An 18,218-nucleotide genomic window follows, 5' to 3' on the forward strand; every position below is an offset into this window, starting at 1 on the left:
GGGGGGGGGGGGGGGGGCGTTCGGCGCCGCCGGGGGGCCGGGGGGCGGGGGGGGGGGGGCGGTGCAGCCTCGCCGACCCCACCCGGTCTCGCAGTCTCCGTTTCGCTTCGACTACTCGCCGACCCTCCCCTCGAGGGGAGGGTAAGGCACCGCGCTCTAAATCGCCGCCGTAACAATAATCTCGACAGTGTATTCCGGCCCTGCAAGCTTGGCCTCACCCGTGGCGCGGGCGGGCGTGTTGCCTTGCGGGACCCACTTGTCCCATTCCTTGTTCATCTCGGCGAAGGTGCCCATATCGGCCAGCCAGATGATCGCCTGCAGGATCTTGGTCTTGTCGGTGCCGGCCTTGGCCAGCAGTTCGTCGATAGATGCGAGGATCGACCTGGTCTGTTCGCCAACGCTGGCGCCGGGCGTTCCGACCTGGCCGGCGAGATAGACGGTGTTGCCGTGGATGACGATCTGGCTCATGCGCGGGCCAACATCGATGCGACGAATGCTCATGGGATGGTTCCTTCGTTTGTCGGTGCGCCTGTTTAGAGTCGCTGCCGCCTCCGGGCAAGGCCAACAGCGCGAAACCTCTTGAGCCTGGGTTGGATCTGGGGCCGCAAATGTCTATCTGCGCCGAGGGATTTCTTTCCGGCGCGGATTGCCGACCTCGTGTGAGAGTGGCAAGACTTCGCGCCAAACCAGATTGAGAGGATGAGAGCCATGGAATATCGAGAAATCAGCGAGGACTATTCGGTCTCGGGCCAGATCCAGCCCGAAGATGCCGCCGCCATCAAGGAAGCCGGTTTCAAGAGCGTGATCTGCAACCGGCCGGATGACGAGCAGCCCGACCAGCCTTCGGCCGACAGCGTCAAGGCGGCGGTCGAAGCCGCGGGGCTGGCCTTCCGCTACATCCCGGTAATCAGCGGCCAGATCACGGCCGAGAATGTCGAAGATCAGGCCAAAGCGCTCGACGCGCTCGAAGGCCCGGTGTTTGCTTATTGCCGCTCCGGCGCGCGCTGCACCAATCTCTACGGGCTGATTCAGCAGTCCAAGGGGTGAGCATCTGAGGCGCTGGCGATCCCTCACACCCCCCTCTGTCCTGCCGGACATCATCTCCCCGCAAGGGGGGAGATCGGATGTCGCCTTCGCTTTTCGCCAATCGCCGACGTTGCAGGATGAGCGCTATCGACAAAGCTGCTGATCTCCCTCCTTGCGGGAGAGATGACCGGCAGGCCAGAGGGGGGGTGCTGTCCCGCCGACGTATCAACTGAAACTCTCTCAAACTAGATCGGCAGCGCCCCGGTCTCCTTCAGCGTCTCCAGCACGATCGCGGTCTTTACATGCTGCACGGAGTCGTGCGGCAACAGCACGCCGTTGACGAATTCCGACAGCGATTTCAGATCGGGGGTCACCACTTTCAAGATGTAGTCCATCTCACCGGTCAGCGCGTGCGCCTCCTGCACTTCCGGCAGCCGCGCCAACAATTCGCCGAAGCGCCGCGCATTGTCGCGGTTGTGGGTGGCCAATGTCACCGAGATGACATTGACCAGCGAGAAGCCGAGCTTGTCGCGGTCGAGCACCGCCCGGTAGCCCTTGATATAGCTGTCCTCTTCCAACCGCTGGCGGCGGCGCGAGCATTGGGAGGCGGAGAGGTTCACCCGCTCCGACAGGTCGTTGTTGGTCAGCCGCGCATCGCCCTGCAGAAGTGCCATTATCTTGCGGTCGAACTGATCGATGCGCGTCTCATTCATGATCTTTGGCCCGTTTGTGCACAATTCACGCACGATCTATCATTTCAAGCGTTTGAATGCAAGCACCGTGCAGCCGCTCCGCGTTATGATTGCACGTGGTCCGCTGCGGCCACCGCCAGTTTTGGAGCAATGCCATGGGTCCCTTTCCGCACGACGCCTCGCCCGCCAAGATCAGCAAGGAAAACCCCGCCGGCACCGACGGTTTCGAGTTCGTCGAGTTCGCGCATGCGGAGCCGCAGAAGCTAGCAGAACTGTTCACCCGCATGGGCTATGTCGCGGTGGCCAAGCACCGCACGAAGGACATCACCGTCTGGCGCCAGGGCGATATCAACTATGTCGTCAATGCCGAACCGGGCTCGCATGCGATGAAGTTCGTCGACAAACACGGCCCTTGCGCCGCCTCGATGGCCTGGCGTGTTGTCGATGCCAAGCACGCATTCGAGCATGCGGTGTCGAAAGGCGCGACGCCCTATGAAGGCGACGACAAGGCGCTCGACGCGCCGGCCATTGTCGGCATTGGCGGCTCGCTGCTCTATTTCATCGAGACGTACGGCAAGAAGGGCTCGGCCTATGACGCCGAATCCGAGTGGCTGGGCGAACGCGATCCACGGCCGCAAGGCGTCGGCTTCTATTTCCTCGACCACCTCACCCACAATGTCTATCGCGGCCAGATGGACAAATGGTGGGATTTTTACCGCGAGCTGTTCGGCTTCAAGCAGATCCATTTCTTCGACATCGACGGCAAGATCACCGGCCTGGTCAGCCGCGCCATCACCTCGCCCTGCGGCAAGATCCGTATCCCGCTGAACGAGTCCAAGGACAACACCAGCCAGATCGCCGAGTATCTGAAGAAATACAATGGCGAGGGCATCCAGCACATCGCCGTCGGCACCGACGACATCTACGCCGCCACCGACAAGCTTGCCGACAACGGGCTGAAGTTCATGCCCGGTCCGCCGGGGACCTATTACGACATGTCGTACAACAGGGTGAACGGGCATGACGAGCCGATCGAGCGGATGAAGAAGCACGGCATCCTGATCGACGGCGAAGGCGTGGTCGACGGCGGCATGACCAAGATCCTGCTGCAGATATTCTCCAAGACGGTGATCGGCCCGATCTTCTTCGAATTCATCCAGCGCAAGGGCGACGAAGGCTTTGGCGAAGGCAATTTCCGCGCGCTGTTCGAATCGATCGAACAGGACCAGATCAAGCGCGGCGTGATCAAGGTGGACGGGAAAGCGGCCTGAAACCGTAAGCTTGTTTGCGGCTCGATCGGCTTTGATCTAAATTTCGATCACAAGGGTCAAGCCGTGAACGTCTCCATAACCGAAGCAAAGGCCAAACTATCGGAACTCGTCGGCCGCGCGGAGGCCGGCGAGGAGATAGTCATCACTCATCACGGCAAGATCGCGGCGCGGCTCGTGCCACCAGTTCGAGAAGACTTGTTGTCGCGCATAGGTGCCCTGAAGGGCAAGATTTGGATTTCTGACGATTTCGACAAACTCGGCCCTGAATGGAACGAGTACACCAGATAAAGGTCAGAGGCCCAGCCGCACGACCTCTTCCCTCCTCACCTTCAAATCATAATCGAGCAAGAACTCGTCCAGTTGCGGCGGCGCGACTGACGTGCCGGAGAGCATCGCGTGCACCTGGCCGCGATGGTGGATGTCGTGCAGGAAGACATGGGCGAGAATGTCGCCGATTTTTTCGGGGATCATGCCATCCTCGCGCCGGTCGGTGATGACCTGACGGTCGAGATCCGCCTCCGACAGCTTCTCGCAAAAGGCGATCAGGCGTCGATCTGCTGCGACCTGGGCGGCAAACAGCGCCTGCGGCACATCGAACGGCACGTAGTCGTCATAGGCGGCCGCACCGACGCCGCCTTCTTCGAGAAAATCGAGATAGAGATGATCGACCGCAAGGATGTGGTTGAGCGTTGCCTTGATCGACGGGAAGAAGTTGGTGCGTTCGGCTTCGAATTCGCCGGGGTTTAGCTGCAGCACGGCGCGATAGAGCCGGTCGTTCGACCAGAGATTGTTGCCGGCCATGCGGCTGAAATGCTCGAGCAGGGTCACGCGTTCATTCGTCTGATCAGGCCAATGCCTGCCGCCATCACCGCGAAGCCGGCGACGACGATCAGCAGCAGCCGGTTCATGCGCCGGCGCATGGCCTGTGTCTCCTCGTCGCGCGCCACGTTGGTGTTGGTGATGGTGTGAAACATCATCGCCTTGCGCGGGTAGCCACTGTGGTTGGTCAGATCGGGCGAGCGCGCCTCGATGCGGTAGCTCAGCCGGATCGCCTGGATGAAGACCACCAGAATGGCCAACGCCCAGACGACGGCCAGCAGGTAGAACGCCTCGCCCGTCATTGCATTGCCCCTCTTATGCCTGGGACTTCTCGACCTTCTGCTCGATGGCGCCGAAGATCGAGTTTCCGCTTTTATTCTTCATCTCGATACGCACTGTATCGCCAAAGCGCAGGAACGGCGTCTTGGGCTCGCCAGACTCAATGGTCTCGATCATGCGCAGTTCAGCGATGCAGGAATAGCCGGCGCCGCCGGCCGCCACCGGTTTGCCCGGCCCGCCATCCAGCTTGTTGGAGACGGTGCCGGAGCCGATGATGGTGCCGGCAACCAGCGGCCGTGTCTTTGCGGCATGGGCAATCAGCGCCGGGAAGTCGAAGGTCATGTCGACGCCGGCATTGGCACGGCCGAACGGCTTGCCGTTGACGTCGGCGAGCAGAGGCAGGTTGACCTTGCCGCCATCCCAGGCGTCGCCGAGTTCGTCCGGCGTCACCGCCACCGGCGAAAAAGCCGAGGACGGCTTCGACTGGAAGAAGCCAAACCCCTTGGCGAGCTCGGGTCCGGTGAGCGCGCGCAACGTCACATCATTGACCAGCATGACCAGCCGGATGGCGGCGCGCGCCTGGTCGAGGCTGGCGCCCATCGGCACATCGTCGACGATGACGGAGACTTCCGCCTCCATGTCGATGCCGAAGGCTTCGTCCGCCGTGCGGATCGGCTCGCGCGGCGCGATGAAGGAATCCGAGCCACCCTGGTAGATCAGCGGATCGGTCCAGAAGCTTGCCGGCATCTCGGCGCCGCGGGCTTTGCGCACCAGCTCGACGTGGTTCACATAGGCAGAACCATCGGCCCATTGATAGGCGCGCGGCAGCGGCGAATGGGCGTCATGCTCATGGAAGCGTGCCGACGGCACCGCATTGTTCTCCAGCGATTCGGCGATCGTCGCCAGGTGCGGCGAAATCCGCTGCCAGTCGTCGAGTGCCGCCTGCAGCGTGCGCGCCAGGAACGAGGCGTCGGTGAAGCGCGTCAGGTCGCGCGAGACGACGACAAGCTTTCCGTCGCGCGTCCCGTCCCTCAATGTGGCAAGCTTCATGCGGTTTCCTCTCCTGATGCGGCTTTGGCGCCGTCTAAGTTCACAACAAGGCCGTCGCGGGCAATCGTCAAGTCACCCGCCCACGATTTCCTGACGGCCGCCTCCCAGTCGGCCTCGCCGATCGCGGCATCATCGGCCGGAATGAGGTGGTTGAGCACCAGCCTCTTCACCCCGGCATCGCTGGCGATGCGACCTGCCTGCTCGGCAAATGAGTGGCTGGCAAGCAGATGCTCTTTCAGCCGCGCCCCGTTGCCGGTCCTGGCGACCAGCCGCTCGATGCCTTCTTCCAGCATGGCCTCATGGACGAGAATGTCGGCATTTCAGGCAAAGCCTGCGAGCGGCGGAAAGAAGGCTGTGTCGGCCGAGAAGACGATGCTTTTGCCAGCGTGGTCGAAACGCAGCGCGAAACAGTCCGTGACCGGCGGATGGTCGACGCGCAGTGCCGAGACCTTCAGGCCGCGCTGCGCAAAAATCTCGCCCTCGCCGAATTCCACGATCGAAGCCATTTCGCGAATGTCCGGCCTGCCCTCATCGACGATGCGAATTTCAATGTCGAACTCCATCGCCTGGCAGAAGCGGCGCCAGTATTGGCCGGTGCCGGGCGGTCCGAACAGCGTCACCGGGCTGGCGAGGCCGGCGGTCCAGGCGGTGTGGAGCAACGGACCCAGTTCCAGCACATGGTCGGAATGCAGATGGGTGATGAAGACCAGGTCGAGCGCCTTCAGGCTGACGGCGGAATCGACCAGGCCGCGCGTGACGCCGAGCCCGCAATCGACGACGATGGTTCGCCCGCCCAGTTCCAGCAGCGACGAACTCGGCCACGGCCCGCCCGGCCGCAGCGCCGGGCCGCCCTTGGAGCCGAGAAGCACCAGCCGGTCGTTCATCGGGCTGATCTCAAGACCAGTCGCCCTCCGGCGTGCCGTTGAAACGCTTCTTCAGATCGGTCCAGCAATCGATGTAATTGTCCTGCCTTGTTTCAAGCTCGGCGCCGTAGCGGGTGAGCATTTGCGGGAATCGGGTCTCGAACATGAAGGCCATGGTGTTGTCGAGCTTGACCGGTTTCAGCTCGGAGCGCGAGGCCTTTTCGAAGCCAGGCGCGTCTGGGCCGTGGGCCAGCATCAGATTGTGCAGGCTGATGCCGCCGGGCACGAAACCTTCCTCCTTGGCGTCATACTGGCCGTGGATCAGGCCCATGAACTCGCTCATGATGTTGCGGTGGTACCAGGGCGGCCGGAACGTATCCTCCGCCACCAGCCAGCGCGGCGGAAAGATGACGAAGTCGATGTTGGCAGTGCCTTCCTCGCCGCTCGGCGCCGTCAGCACGGTGAAGATCGACGGATCGGGATGGTCGAACAGGATGGCGCCGACCGGAGAAAACGTCGCCAGATCATACTTGTAGGGCGCGTAGTTGCCGTGCCAGGCGACGACGTCGAGCGGCGAATGGCCAATCTCGGTGACATGGAAATTGCCGCACCATTTCACCGTCAGCCGGCACGGCGTCTCCTTCTCCTCAAACCAGGCGCAGGGCGTCTTGAAGTCGCGCGGATTGGCGAGGCAATTGGCGCCGATCGGACCGCGGTCGGGCAGCGTCAGCTTGGCACCATAGTTTTCGCAGACATAGCCGCGCACTTCCTTGTCGATGAGCTCGACCTTGAACACCAGCCCGCGCGGCAAAACGGCGATCTCGCCGGGCCGCAGCTCGATGACGCCCATCTCGGTGACGAAGCGCAAGGCGCCGACCTGGGGGACGACCAGCAACTCGCCGTCGGCGTTGAAGAAATGATCGTCGACCATCGAGCGGTTGGCGACATAGACATGCGCCGCCATGCCGCTTTGGCCCAGCACGTCGCCGGCGGTGGTGATGGTGCGCATCCCTTGAATGAAATCGGTCGGCTCCTTCGGCATCGGCACCGGGTTCCAGCGGTACTGGCCGAGCGCCAGCTCGTGGTCGCCGACATTGGGAGCGGTCTTCCACAGGGGATAGCTCGCCGCCTTGAAGCGGCCGGTGTGTTTTACGCTCGGCCGGATGCGGTAGAGCCAGGAGCGCTCATTGGTGCCGCGCGGGGCGGTGAAGGGCGAGCCCGAGAGCTGCTCGGCATAAAGTCCGTAAGCCGGCCGCTGCGGGGAATTGCGCCCTTGCGGCAGCGAGCCGGGCAGCGTTTCGGTCTCAAAATCATTGCCGAAGCCCGGCATGTAGGAAAATTCCATCCGATCCTCCCTGATCCCGACCGCCGCGAAGCGCGGCCTGCCGGCGATGTTGACCAAACTGGTTTCGTTTGTAACCATCGAAAATGTAACTATCAACGGCTGATGCCGCATCCACGGTGCGCATATGGAAACCCTCGAACTCGAAAATTTCCTGCCCTACCGGCTTTACCGGCTGGCCGACGCTGTCAGCCGAGAATTTTCAAAAATCTACCGCGACCGTCACGGTCTGACGCGGCCGGAATGGCGCACACTCTCTGGGCTCGGACAGCGCGGCACGATGACCGCGACGGCGCTCGGCGAGCAGTCGGCCATGCACAAGACCAAGGTTTCGCGGGCGGTGGCGGAGCTTGAGCGGCGGCGCTGGCTGACGCGCACGCCGGACGAGAATGATCGGCGTGTGGAGCATTTGGCGCTGACCAAGGCGGGACTGGCCGCCTATCGCGAGATGGTGCCGCTGGCGAAAGCCTTTGAACGGCAGTTGCTGGCGAGGCTTGGTACGGAAGAGCGGGCGGCGATTGTGAATGGGGTGGCGGCGCTGGAGGCAAAACTCACCTTGGGTTGAGATCTTCCCATAAGTTCGACCGTCGCTGAAATCAGATCGCGAATGCGGCAGGCAACGCCCCTAGACCGTAATAGGCGCGTTCGGCTTCAATGAAGCCTCTGACACGGCTTCGAAATGCCGCCGGATCATCAATGTAGGCTAGAAGCGCCTGCGCTTGCGAAGCCGCGTGTCTTTGAGCGCTTTCAAACAGTCGCCTTGCCGTTTCAAAATCACCGGCCAAACCAGCCGCCACCCCGGCGTGGAAGGCCGCCCACTCGTCGTAGGCGCCCGGCTGCAATTCACTCACGAGGATTTTCGCTGTCGCCTGGACGGAAGGGAACATCGATCGGTGAACCTGATCGATTTCGACGACCTTCTTGGCCATTTGATCAACCGCGAGAAGAAACTGTGGGGGCTCTCGAACGGAACGAACTGTCCAATGCGCTCAACGCGATCGAAGGTAATCGTTTCCGGAAGCGAACCCCAGAGCCAGTGGACTGCTACGTTAAGGTAAGTGCCCTTGGACCAGGAACTGGGCTGGAACTCGACTACACTTAGCCAGAAGCCGCGATCGGCGATCCAGATTCGGGACTGCCCTTTGCGTCGAAATCCGGCCGGCTTCAGTACGAGCTTTGCCTGCGAGGCAATGATACGACCGTGCTCATTGTCCGCCATCTTGCACCCACACGTGCCTCACCAATCCATCACCACCTTGCCCGAACTGCCGCTCCGCATCGCGTCAAACCCCGTCTGGAAATCGTCGATCCCAATGCGGTGCGTAATCAGACCCGACACATCCAGCGGCCCCTGCACCAGGGCGATCATCTTGTACCAAGTCTCGAACATTTCGCGGCCGTAGATGCCCTTCAAGTGCAGCATCTTGAAGATGACCTTGTTCCAGTCGATTTCGAAGCCGGTCGGCGCGATGCCCAGAATGGCGATCTTGCCGCCATTGTTCATGGTGTCGATCATGTCGCGAAAGGCGGGCGCGGCGCCCGACATTTCGAGGCCGACGTCAAAACCCTCGGTCATGCCCAGCGCCGGCATAACGTCGCGCAGTTTTTCCTTCGAGGCATCGACGACATGCTGGACGCCGAGCTTTTTGGCCAGCGCCAGCCGCACCGGGTTGATGTCGGTGATGACGACTTTTCGCGCCCCCACACATTGGGCAACGAGCGCGCCCATGATGCCGATCGGCCCGGCGCCGGTGACCAGAACGTCTTCACCGACCAGGTCGAAGGACAGAGCGGTGTGGACGGCATTGCCCAGGGGATCGAAGATCGCGGCGATCTCGTCGGGCACATCGTCGGGGATCGGCACGACATTGTGCTGCGGGATCGCCAGATATTCGCCGAAGGCGCCGGGGCGGTTGACGCCGACGCCGAGCGTGTTACGGCAGAGATGCCCCCTGCCGGCGCGGCAATTGCGGCAATGGCCGCAGACGATGTGACCTTCGCCGGAGACACGCTGGCCGACCTTGTATTCGGTGACCGCAGCGCCGAAATCGGCCACCGTGCCGACGAATTCATGGCCGGTCACCATCGGCACCGGCACGGTCTTCTGCGCCCACTGGTCCCAATTGTAGATGTGGACGTCGGTGCCGCAGATCGCCGTCTTCTTGACCTTGATCAGCACGTCGTTGGGGCCGATCTCCGGCACCGGTACCTCTTCCATCCAGATGCCCGGTTCGGCCTTGGCCTTCACCAGCGCCTTCATCATGTTCGACATGCTACAACTCCTTACCCTCCCCCTTGTGGGGAGGGTGGCCCGAAGGGCCGGGTGGGGGTCAAAAACTGGCGGAGGTCATGACCCTGCAGACCCCCACCCCGCCGCCCGCCCGCTTGCTTCGCAAGCGGTCGAAAGTCGACCCTCCCCACAAAGGAGGAGGGTAAAACTCTCAGCCAATCACGCCCAGTTCCTTGCCGACCGCCGCGAATGCCGCCACGGCGCGGTCAATGTCGGCGCTGGAATGCGCCGCCGACATCTGCGTGCGGATGCGCGCCTGGCCTTTCGGCACCACCGGGAAGGAAAAGCCGATGACATAGATGCCGCGCTTCAGCATGCGCGCCGCCATTTCCTGCGCCAGGCTGGCATCGCCCAGCATCACCGGAATGATCGGATGATCGGCGCCGGCCAGCGTGAAGCCGAGCTTGCCCATTTCGGAGCGAAAGCGCGCCGCATTGGCATAGAGGCGTTCGCGCAGGGCGTCCCCATTGCGGATCAGCTCGAACACCTTGATGGAAGCGCCGGCAATCGCCGGCATCAGCGTGTTGGAAAAGAGATAAGGCCGCGAACGCTGGCGCAGCCAGTCCACGACCTGGCTTTTGCCGGAGGTGTAGCCGCCGGAGGCGCCGCCGAGCGCCTTGCCGAGCGTGCCGGTGATGATATCCACCCTGCCCTCGACGCCGCAATGTTCGGCCGAGCCGCGGCCGTTTTTGCCGACGAAGCCGACGGCATGGCTGTCATCGACCATGACCATGGCGTCGTATTTTTCCGCGAGGTCGCAGACGCCTTTCAGATTGGCGATGATGCCGTCCATGGAGAACACGCCGTCGGTGGCGATCAGGCGGAAGCGGCAATCCTTCGCTTCCTTCAGCCGCGCTTCGAGATCAGCCATGTCGTTGTTGGCGTAGCGGAAGCGCTTGGCCTTCGACAGTCGCACGCCGTCGATGATCGAGGCGTGGTTCAGCGCATCGGAGATGATCGCATCCTCCTCACCGAGCAGTGTCTCGAACAGGCCGCCATTGGCGTCGAAGCAGGAGCCGTAGAGGATGGTGTCGTCCATGCCGAGGAAAGATGAAATCGTTGATTCAAGCTGCTTGTGCTCTTCCTGCGTGCCGCAGATGAAACGTACCGACGCCATGCCGTAGCCATAGCGGTCCAGCGCGCCTTTGGCTGCGTTACGCAATTCGGCGCTGTCGGCGAGGCCGAGATAGTTGTTGGCGCAGAAATTCAGCACCTTGTCGCCACCGACCTCGATCTCAGCCGACTGGGTCGAGGTGATCACCCGCTCGGATTTGTAGAGCCCGGCGGATTTCAGACCTTGCAGTGCATTGTCGATATGGGAGAGGAATGCCGCGCTCATGATCGGGTCCTGTTGAGATTGGCGCGACTGTCGCGCTACGCGCACTAAAAATCCATCGCAAAAGCGACCGTTTCGGTGGCACGGCGGGCTCAACCCTGGCGCGACCCGATCGCATGGCCAGCATGCTGGAGTAGCAGGCACGCGAATACGGCCGTGCCGCGAAAGAACATGATAACCATCTCAGCAGCTTTCGTTTACTGCGGAAGCAACAGTTCCGCCGGCTTCCAAACCTGTTAACCCTTTCAAGGCAATGGTGTTCTTGCCACGAATCGGTGGCAGAAATCCGTCGACCGAGGGGTCACCTAGAATATGTCGCAGCAGCCGGCGCAAACCGTCTCGGGCAAACTCATCCTGCTGATCAAGAGCGGCTATTGGCTGGCGCTGCTGATCATCGCGGCTATGGTGATGGCTTCCTTCATCCTGCTGCAGCAGATGATGGCGGCGCAACAGCACAACCACACTCTGCTCGACATCGTCAGCACCCAGAAGGCGCTGTCGCAGCGCATCGTCTTTTTGACCAGCGCAACCGGCTCCGCCGCGCGTGACAAGCAGCCGGCCCTGGTTGCCGCGCTGAAACAGGCGACCGCCGAGTTCGAGACGAACTACGACCTGCTGCTCAAACAGACGGGAGCCGACCCGCTGTCACCGGCATTGTCCGATCCAAAGTCGATCGAGAGCGTGCTTTACGGCAAGCCGTTCCACCTCGACTATTTCTCGGTCGGGCTGGTCGCCAATGGCGAAAGGCTGATCTCGTCCTTCGAATCCCAGCTCTCCGGCAATGCCGCCTACAAGGGCGGCGGCGAGCGCGTCAATCTCGATGCTTCCGTCGCCAATGCGACGCTGTCGGGTTATGCCGCGCTCGGCCAACGCATCGCCGCATTCGCAGACGAGCGGTCGGAAAAGCTCCTCGATCTCCATCGCACCTTGTTCTACGCCACCATCGGCGTCATCGTCCTGGTGGCGCTTTTCATCTTCCGGCCGATGTCGAAGGCGATCCTGCGCAAGACGCACGAGCTTGTCGATGCCCGCAATTCGATGGCCTTCATCGCCGTACATGACGGGCTGACCGGCCTGCACAACCGCACCTTCCTGACCGATCACTTCGAAACGCTGATCAAGGGCGCGCATCGCCGGCGTGAGAGGCTGGCGGTGATCCAGCTCGACCTCGACCGGTTCAAGCAGATCAACGACACACTCGGCCACGCCGCCGGCGACTATGTTCTGGTCGTCACCGCGCAGCGCATGCGCGATTCCTGCCGCGCGTCGGATCTCTGCGCGCGCCTTGGCGGCGACGAATTCGTGATGATCCTCAATGGCGCCGGCGGCCCCGAGGACATCAACATGCTGGCCCGGCGCATCCTGGAGGAGATCAACGAGCCGATTACCTTCCAGGGCACGACCATCCTTCCAGGGGCCAGCGCCGGCATTGCCGTCTATCCCATCGACGCCGACAATGCCGAGGATCTGCTCGTCCACGCCGACCTCGCGCTCTATTCCGCCAAAAAGCTCGGCGGCGGCAGCTTCTCGTTCTTCTCCGAGGAACTCAGGCGCGAGCTAGACTACCGCAAGCAGCTCGAGCACGACATCAAGGTCGCGATTTCGGAGAACGCCTTCCAGGTCTATTTCCAGCCGCAGGTGTCGCTGAGCAACGGCGCCATCAGCGGCATCGAGGCGCTGGTGCGCTGGAAGCATGCCGAGCGCGGCATGATTGGGCCGGGCGAGTTCATTCCGGTCGCCGAAAAATGCGGCTTCATGCCCGAGATCGGCCGCATCGTCTTTACCAAGGCGATCGAGCAAGCAGCCGAATGGGATCGCGCCGGCATCGCTTTCGGCCGGCTTGCCGTCAACGTGTCCGGCACCGAGCTGCGCGAACCCGACTTCGACCGCTTCCTGTTCGCGACGCTGGAAAAGGCCGGCCTTGCTCCGCAGAAACTGTCGCTGGAAATCGTCGAATCCGTCATTCTCGACGACGAGAAGACGGGCATCGCGGCGAAGCTGCGCCACATCCGCGCTGCCGGCGTCCATCTTGAGCTCGACGATTTCGGCACCGGCTATGCCTCGCTCAGCCACGTCAATCCCAACGAGATCGACCGGCTGAAGATCGACCGCCGCTTCGTCCAGAACATCAACGAGAATGGCGACAACACCAAGATCGTGCGCGCCATCACCGAGCTGGCGCGCGGTCTCGGCATTTCGATCGTCGCCGAGGGCGCGGAAACCGAAGCCGAGCTCGATTCGCTGATGGCAATCGGCTGCGATCAGGTGCAGGGCTATTCCATCGCCTTCCCGATGCCGCAGGACAAAGCGCGCGAATGGCTGCTGGCGCGCAGCCCGAAGAAAGCCAAGCTGAAGGTGCTTCAGGGCAATTTAGCCTAGACTATTGCCCACCGGTGCCGGTCATTTGGCCGGCGCGACATTCGCCCGCAATGCCGCCAGCACCTCGGCGAACTCCGCCAGCCTGTCGTCCGGCAATCCCGCGCGCAGCCGCTTGTCGAAGATGAGAGCCGCCGCCCGCAGCTTCAGGAACATCGTTTCGCCCGCCTGCGTCAGTTCGACCAGATGAACCCGGCGGTTGTCCGGATCGCGGCGGCGCGTCAGCAAGCCTTGCGCCTCCATGGCGTTGAGATGGTGGGTGAGCGTGGCGCCCTGGATGCCGATCATGCCGGCAAGTTCGCGTTGGTTGGCAAGCTCGCTCGACTTGACCGAAAGCAAGGTCAGCCACACCGGCAGCGTGCCGCCGGCCTCGACCAAAGCGGCGTCAAAGGCCTGCGCCACCAGCTTGGAGGTGCGCGCGAGATTCATGCCGATTGGCGGACGGTCAAAGGGAGTCATGCGCCGACAGTAGAACAAGGCGCCGAGCGATGGAACGCGGCATTATACATTGACATCGAACCATTTGATACCTAACTATCATGCGTGTCGATCTACCGAGTTCGTATCATCCTGCATTCGACAGGGATCCGAGGACGGGCGGCGGGCAAGGAGGAAGCGGTCATGCAATATGTCTACATCGTCGTTATCGGCCTTCACGTCATGGCCGGTGTGTTCTGGGCCGGCACCACCATCACGCTTGCCCGCGACCCCGAGATCAGGGCGGAGCGCTTTATCGGACCGCAAATGGGCTCGGCCGGCATGGTGTTCGTGACCGGCGCCCTGCTCTGGTATTTCTTCCACGGCGCCTATTTCGGCTCGATGGAAATGGTGCTGGCGCTAGGCATCCTGGCCGCCTTCGCCGCTGCCGGCGTTCTCAACGTCGTCGTCCGCAAGACCAGCCGGCAGCTTGCCGGCGCGGACGTCGCAACGGAAGCGGCGCTGCGCACCAAAATGGCCCGCGGCGAGCGCATCGCCGCCTGGCTGCTGGTGCTCACCGTGCTTTGCATGGCGACCGCCAGGATGATTTGAGCCCTGCCGCACGTCGCCTCCCGGTTGAAGACCATTCCGCATCGTGCGTCGCCTGGCTCTCGGCTGGTAGCGTACGCGGCGCGCAGTTCGGACGGATGTGCAAGGTGGCTCTCCGCACAGAGGTTTGGCTGCGCGCCACCCATCACTTTGATCGATCGAGTTGCGCCCGCCGGAAGGGTGAGATCGAGCTTTGGAACAAGCCGTAGGCCGGCTTGTAGGCTCAAACCCGCAAGCCGAACCTGATGCCGTCATAGATGGCGGCATGGATGTTGCGCGAGGCGACCGCATCGCCGATGCGCAACAGCACGAAGCCGCCTTCAGGATTGCGTGAAGGAAAAATATCGCCGCCGCCGACCAGCCGCTCATAGTCGACCGCGCCACCATTCTTCGACAGCGGTTTCAGCTGGAGATAGAGATCGTCGAGCGGCGCCGTGCCGTGCTCGACCACCACCTGGTCGACCCGCCTTTCGCCACGCCAGCCATCGGCAAAGTCGGAGGCGAGTTCGGCGACCAGCTGGTTGCCCTCGCGCCGTACCGAGCGCAGCCTGGTGTTGATGGTGATGGTGACGCCCTTCTCCTGGAAGGCGCGCATATAGGGCACGTGGTTCATGCCGCCCATTTCGGGGGCGAAGAAGCGCTCCGGCGAAACCAGCTCCAGTTTTGACCCTGCATTGGCGATCAGCTCCGCCGCGCCCATGCCCTGGTGGCCACCATTGTCGTCGAAGAGTAGCACGTTCTCCGCCGGCTTGACACTGCCGGCCATGATGTCCCAGCTCGACGTGACGAGATTGTCGCCCGATGTCAGCGGCGGGTTCTGCGGCAGGCCGCCGGTGGCGATCACCACCACGTCGGGCGACAGCGCCAGCACATCGTCCTGCTCGGCCCATGTATCGTAGCGGATCCCGACGCCGAGCCGGTCGAGTTCGGCCAGCCGCCAGTCGATGATGCCGATCAGTTCCTTGCGACGCGGGTTCTGCGTTGCCAGCCGAACCTGGCCGCCGGCCTGACCGGAGGCTTCGAGCACGGTGACATGGTGGCCGCGTTCGGCCATGACGCGAGCTGCCTCCAGCCCGCCGGCGCCAGCGCCAACGACGACGACTTTCCGCCTGGGCCCTTCGGTCATGACGATGATATGCGGAATCTCGGCCTCGCGGCCGGTCGCGGCATTGTGGACGCACAGCGCCTCGCCGCCTTCATAGATACGATCGAGGCAATAGGTGGCGCCGACGCAAGGCCGGATCTCGTGCTCGCGGCCTTCCATGACCTTCTTGATGATGTGCGGGTCGGCGATATGGGCGCGGGTCATGCCGACCATATCGAGCTTGCCGGTCGCGATGGCGTGGCGCGCCGTGGCCACATCGGAAATCCGCGCCGCATGGAAGGTCGGAAATTTCGTTGCCGCCCTCACCTCGCCGGCGAAATCGAGATGCGGGGAAGATCGCATGCCGGCGACCGGGATAACCTTGGTGAGCGCCGCGTCGCTTTCGATCGAGCCGCGGATGATGTTCAGGAAATCGACCTTGCCGGAATTGGCGAGCCGTCTGGCGATCTCGACGCCCTCCGCCTTTGACAGGCCTTTGTCAAAATCCTCATCGGCGACCATGCGGATGCCGACGATGAACTTCTCACCGACGGCAGCCCGCACGGCATCCAGCACCATGTCGGTGAAGCGCAGCCGGTTGTCGAGCGAACCGCCGAACTCGTCGTCGCGATGGTTTGTGGCCGGCGACCAGAACCCGTCCATCAGATGGCCGTAGGATTCGAACTCGATGCCGTCGAGGCCAGCCGCCTGGCAGCGCTGCGCAGCGGACGCATAGTCGGCGACGATGCGCTCGATGTCCCAGTCCTCGATGGTTTTCGGGAACGCGCGGTGCGCCGGCTCACGCACCGGCGAGGCCGACAGCACCGGCAGCCAGTCGGCCTTGTTCCAGCCGGTGCGGCGGCCAAGATGGGTGATCTGGATCATCACCTTGCAGTCATACTCGTGGCAGGCGCCCGCCAGTTCGGCCAGCCACGGCACGATGCGGTCGTCATAGACATGCAGATTGCCGAACGCGGCCGGGCTGTCGCGCGAGACGATGGCCGAGCCCGCCGTCATGGTCAGCGCCATGCCGCCCTTGGCCTTTTCGGCGTGGTAGAGCCGGTAGCGCTGTTTCGGCATGCCGTCCTCTGAATAGGCCGGCTCGTGGCTGGTCGACATCACCCTGTTCTTCAGCGTCAGGTGTTTGAGCTGGTAAGGCTGGAGAAGCGGGTCGTTGCTGGTCATCATCTTCCTGCCGTTCCAGTTTGTGTCGGAGCAGCGCGCGCTGCTCCAGTTCTTGTCTTAAGCATCGAATTTATCCGAAAATCGCTGCACACTTTTTGATCCGATGCTAATGAGCGCGGAAAATCCCCAGGAAAACCACGATGATCGATACCAAAACCCTCACCCAGCTCGGCGCCCACGTCGGGACGCCACAGAGCCCGGAGACCGCGGTCCTGGAGACCGTGCCGTTCCAGCGCGGCGACGGGCCGCCGGCGATCGTGCGCTTCACCTGCCCGGAATTCACCTCGCTCTGCCCGGTAACCGGACAGCCGGATTTCGCTCATCTCGTCATCGACTACGCACCCGATGCCACCCTTGTGGAATCGAAGTCGCTCAAACTGTTTTTGACTTCGTTTCGCAACCATGGCGCTTTCCATGAAGACTGCACGGTGATGATCGGCCGCCGCATTGTGGCGGCAACGAAGCCGCTGTGGTTGCGCATAGGCGGCTATTGGTATCCGCGCGGCGGCATTCCGATCGATGTCTTCTGGCAGACCGGCGCTCCGCCCGAAGGCGCCTGGTTGCCCGACACCGGCGTTGCCCCCTATCGCGGCCGTGGCTGAACTGACGTCAGCCATAGGCGGCTCGGCGCCGCGCCCATGCAGCAGTACGACCGCGCCGCAGCTGCCCTTTCGATCAGCCGCCCAGCCGACCAGATCAGGAGCGCCGGGCTGGTCGAGCACGACGCGCTCGACGGGCAAATCGCCGGGAGCCGCCAAAGCTTGCCAAGGCGCGCGGGCGATCAGCATCGTGCCGATGTGCGAGTCGAGGCCGCAGCCGGCAGCGCCCAACCCGACCAGCGCGATCGCGAGCAAAACGCGAAGCTTCATTGCCGACCACCCGGAAACAATCGGCGGCTTATTCGCACTGATACTGGCTGAGCGCCCATTCACCGGTCACCGAAAGCAGATCGGATATCTTCCAGTCGCCGTCGACCTTCTTCAGCTTCCACTCCAGCCGGTGCTGGTTGCCTTCGACGACGAAGGCGACCACCACCTTGGCCTGATCACCATTGACGGCCTCGATGCTCTTCAGGCTCTTGTCGATTGCAAGCTTGTCGTAATCGGCATTGTCGAGCGCCATGTTGGGGTCGAGGCATTCGCCCTGCCCGGATTTGCGCAACGCGTCGCTCTTGTCGAGTACGGTCTTGGCCGGGTCGACGAAGTTCTTGCGCTGGGTCGGATCGAGCTCCAGTCCGAGATGTTCGTAGAACGGCTTGACCACAGCCGTCGGCGAGCCCGCCAGGACGGGCGCGGCCGGCTCGGCCGGCGACCACCCAACCGGCGGTGTCGCCGGTTCCACCGCTGTCCCGGGTGGATTTGCGGGCGGTGCTGCGCCGCCCGGCACTGTCTCGGCCGGGGCATTTGCAGGTGGCGAACCGAGCAGCCCTTGAGCGGCAGCCGTGTTCAATCCTGCCAGCAGGCTTACAGTCAGCAAAGTCGGAAGACGGCTATGGGCCATCACGCATCACTCCAGGCCCGATCAGTCACATACCGGCCGAAACGTTCAGCCATGTCATCGGCGCCTGGCGGCAAAGATG

21 protein-coding genes and 1 pseudogene are annotated in these 18,218 nt (G+C 62.8%); 8 read left to right on the forward strand and 14 right to left on the reverse strand.

Annotation, left to right across the window (positions count from 1 at the left end):
- Positions 1-156: 156 nt before the first annotated feature.
- Entirely contained in the window at positions 157-501 is a 345-nt protein-coding gene (locus NKH35_RS24680; RefSeq protein ID WP_023672906.1) for a RidA family protein, read from the reverse strand.
- A 207-nt stretch (positions 502-708) separates the two neighbouring features.
- On the opposite strand from NKH35_RS24680, the gene NKH35_RS24685 reads away from it, so the two are divergent.
- Complete coding sequence (locus NKH35_RS24685) at positions 709-1,047, forward strand: protein tyrosine phosphatase family protein (protein WP_023689629.1); 339 nt, start codon at positions 709-711, stop codon at positions 1,045-1,047.
- Positions 1,048-1,271: 224 nt separating this feature from the next.
- Here NKH35_RS24685 and NKH35_RS24690 read toward each other — a convergent pair whose 3' ends face one another.
- Positions 1,272-1,739 (reverse strand): Lrp/AsnC family transcriptional regulator, encoded by a 468-nt coding sequence (locus NKH35_RS24690; RefSeq protein WP_352916700.1) that lies wholly within the window; start codon positions 1,737-1,739, stop codon positions 1,272-1,274.
- Between the two features lie 134 nt (positions 1,740-1,873).
- On the opposite strand from NKH35_RS24690, the gene hppD reads away from it, so the two are divergent.
- Positions 1,874-2,989, forward strand: coding sequence for a 4-hydroxyphenylpyruvate dioxygenase (gene hppD / locus NKH35_RS24695; RefSeq protein ID WP_352916702.1), 1,116 nt, complete (start codon positions 1,874-1,876; stop codon positions 2,987-2,989).
- Between the two features lie 63 nt (positions 2,990-3,052).
- Positions 3,053-3,277, forward strand: a complete 225-nt coding sequence (locus tag NKH35_RS24700; protein ID WP_023672910.1) for a type II toxin-antitoxin system Phd/YefM family antitoxin — start codon at positions 3,053-3,055, stop codon at positions 3,275-3,277.
- Positions 3,278-3,280: 3 nt separating this feature from the next.
- Here the strand turns inward: NKH35_RS24700 and NKH35_RS24705 are convergent, their stop codons facing one another.
- The 5 genes and pseudogenes from NKH35_RS24705 to hmgA form a co-directional block, all read right to left on the reverse strand.
- Positions 3,281-3,817, reverse strand: a complete 537-nt coding sequence (locus NKH35_RS24705) for a DinB family protein (RefSeq protein ID WP_023672911.1) — start codon at positions 3,815-3,817, stop codon at positions 3,281-3,283.
- Positions 3,814-4,110, reverse strand: a complete 297-nt coding sequence (locus tag NKH35_RS24710) for a hypothetical protein (RefSeq protein WP_023672912.1) — start codon at positions 4,108-4,110, stop codon at positions 3,814-3,816. The genes NKH35_RS24705 and NKH35_RS24710 overlap by 4 nt, the downstream gene beginning before the upstream one ends.
- A gap of 13 nt (positions 4,111-4,123) precedes the next feature.
- A complete protein-coding gene (locus NKH35_RS24715) occupies positions 4,124-5,137 on the reverse strand; it encodes a fumarylacetoacetate hydrolase family protein (RefSeq protein ID WP_023672913.1) in 1,014 nt (337 codons plus the stop codon).
- A pseudogene (locus NKH35_RS24720) lies at positions 5,134-6,021 on the reverse strand (MBL fold metallo-hydrolase). The gene NKH35_RS24715 and the pseudogene NKH35_RS24720 overlap by 4 nt, the downstream one beginning before the upstream one ends.
- Before the next feature lie 10 nt (positions 6,022-6,031).
- Positions 6,032-7,345: a homogentisate 1,2-dioxygenase gene (hmgA, locus tag NKH35_RS24725; RefSeq protein WP_031215466.1), complete on the reverse strand. Its 1,314-nt coding sequence runs from the start codon at positions 7,343-7,345 to the stop codon at positions 6,032-6,034.
- 124 nt (positions 7,346-7,469) lie between these two features.
- Here hmgA and NKH35_RS24730 point away from each other — a divergent pair, with 124 nt between their 5' ends.
- Positions 7,470-7,907, forward strand: coding sequence for a MarR family winged helix-turn-helix transcriptional regulator (locus NKH35_RS24730; RefSeq protein WP_023724852.1), 438 nt, complete (start codon positions 7,470-7,472; stop codon positions 7,905-7,907).
- A gap of 31 nt (positions 7,908-7,938) precedes the next feature.
- On the opposite strand, the gene NKH35_RS24735 is transcribed toward NKH35_RS24730, so the two are convergent.
- The 4 genes from NKH35_RS24735 to NKH35_RS24750 form a co-directional block, all read right to left on the reverse strand.
- The gene (locus NKH35_RS24735; protein ID WP_027049637.1) at positions 7,939-8,271 is read right to left on the reverse strand and encodes a hypothetical protein; all 333 of its coding nucleotides are present in this window, start codon (positions 8,269-8,271) and stop codon (positions 7,939-7,941) included.
- Entirely contained in the window at positions 8,190-8,561 is a 372-nt protein-coding gene (locus tag NKH35_RS24740) for a DUF4304 domain-containing protein (protein WP_081839826.1), read from the reverse strand. Before NKH35_RS24740 ends, NKH35_RS24735 begins: the two co-directional genes overlap by 82 nt.
- 18 nt (positions 8,562-8,579) lie before the next feature.
- On the reverse strand, positions 8,580-9,614 hold the full coding sequence (tdh, locus tag NKH35_RS24745) for an L-threonine 3-dehydrogenase (protein ID WP_023672918.1): 1,035 nt from the start codon (positions 9,612-9,614) through the stop codon (positions 8,580-8,582).
- Between the two features lie 169 nt (positions 9,615-9,783).
- The gene (locus NKH35_RS24750) at positions 9,784-10,971 is read right to left on the reverse strand and encodes a glycine C-acetyltransferase (RefSeq protein WP_027049638.1); all 1,188 of its coding nucleotides are present in this window, start codon (positions 10,969-10,971) and stop codon (positions 9,784-9,786) included.
- Between the two features lie 309 nt (positions 10,972-11,280).
- On the opposite strand from NKH35_RS24750, the gene NKH35_RS24755 reads away from it, so the two are divergent.
- The gene (locus NKH35_RS24755; protein ID WP_352916706.1) at positions 11,281-13,347 is read left to right on the forward strand and encodes a putative bifunctional diguanylate cyclase/phosphodiesterase; all 2,067 of its coding nucleotides are present in this window, start codon (positions 11,281-11,283) and stop codon (positions 13,345-13,347) included.
- 21 nt (positions 13,348-13,368) lie between these two features.
- On the opposite strand, the gene NKH35_RS24760 is transcribed toward NKH35_RS24755, so the two are convergent.
- Positions 13,369-13,773 carry a MarR family winged helix-turn-helix transcriptional regulator gene (locus tag NKH35_RS24760; RefSeq protein ID WP_023672921.1) on the reverse strand — a complete coding sequence of 135 codons (405 nt, stop codon included), beginning with the start codon at positions 13,771-13,773 and terminating at the stop codon, positions 13,369-13,371.
- A gap of 192 nt (positions 13,774-13,965) precedes the next feature.
- Between NKH35_RS24760 and NKH35_RS24765 the strand changes: the two genes are divergently transcribed.
- On the forward strand, positions 13,966-14,373 hold the full coding sequence (locus NKH35_RS24765) for a hypothetical protein (RefSeq protein ID WP_023715231.1): 408 nt from the start codon (positions 13,966-13,968) through the stop codon (positions 14,371-14,373).
- Between the two features lie 220 nt (positions 14,374-14,593).
- Here the strand turns inward: NKH35_RS24765 and NKH35_RS24770 are convergent, their stop codons facing one another.
- A complete protein-coding gene (locus NKH35_RS24770; RefSeq protein ID WP_352916730.1) occupies positions 14,594-16,639 on the reverse strand; it encodes an oxidoreductase in 2,046 nt (681 codons plus the stop codon).
- A 140-nt stretch (positions 16,640-16,779) separates the two neighbouring features.
- Between NKH35_RS24770 and queF the strand changes: the two genes are divergently transcribed.
- Both queF and NKH35_RS24780 read left to right on the forward strand, forming a co-directional pair.
- Entirely contained in the window at positions 16,780-17,241 is a 462-nt protein-coding gene (queF, locus tag NKH35_RS24775; RefSeq protein WP_023715229.1) for a preQ(1) synthase, read from the forward strand.
- 36 nt (positions 17,242-17,277) lie between these two features.
- Positions 17,278-17,559 carry a hypothetical protein gene (locus NKH35_RS24780; protein WP_023734223.1) on the forward strand — a complete coding sequence of 94 codons (282 nt, stop codon included), beginning with the start codon at positions 17,278-17,280 and terminating at the stop codon, positions 17,557-17,559.
- On the opposite strand, the gene NKH35_RS24785 is transcribed toward NKH35_RS24780, so the two are convergent.
- Entirely contained in the window at positions 17,537-18,139 is a 603-nt protein-coding gene (locus NKH35_RS24785; RefSeq protein WP_023734224.1) for a YqhG/Tai3 family protein, read from the reverse strand. The two genes, NKH35_RS24780 and NKH35_RS24785, sit on opposite strands and share 23 nt — an antisense overlap.
- Between the last annotated feature and the right edge of the window lie 79 nt (positions 18,140-18,218).

Source organism: Mesorhizobium sp. M1143 (assembly GCF_040318435.1).
In the GTDB taxonomy this organism is placed as follows: domain Bacteria; phylum Pseudomonadota; class Alphaproteobacteria; order Rhizobiales; family Rhizobiaceae; genus Mesorhizobium.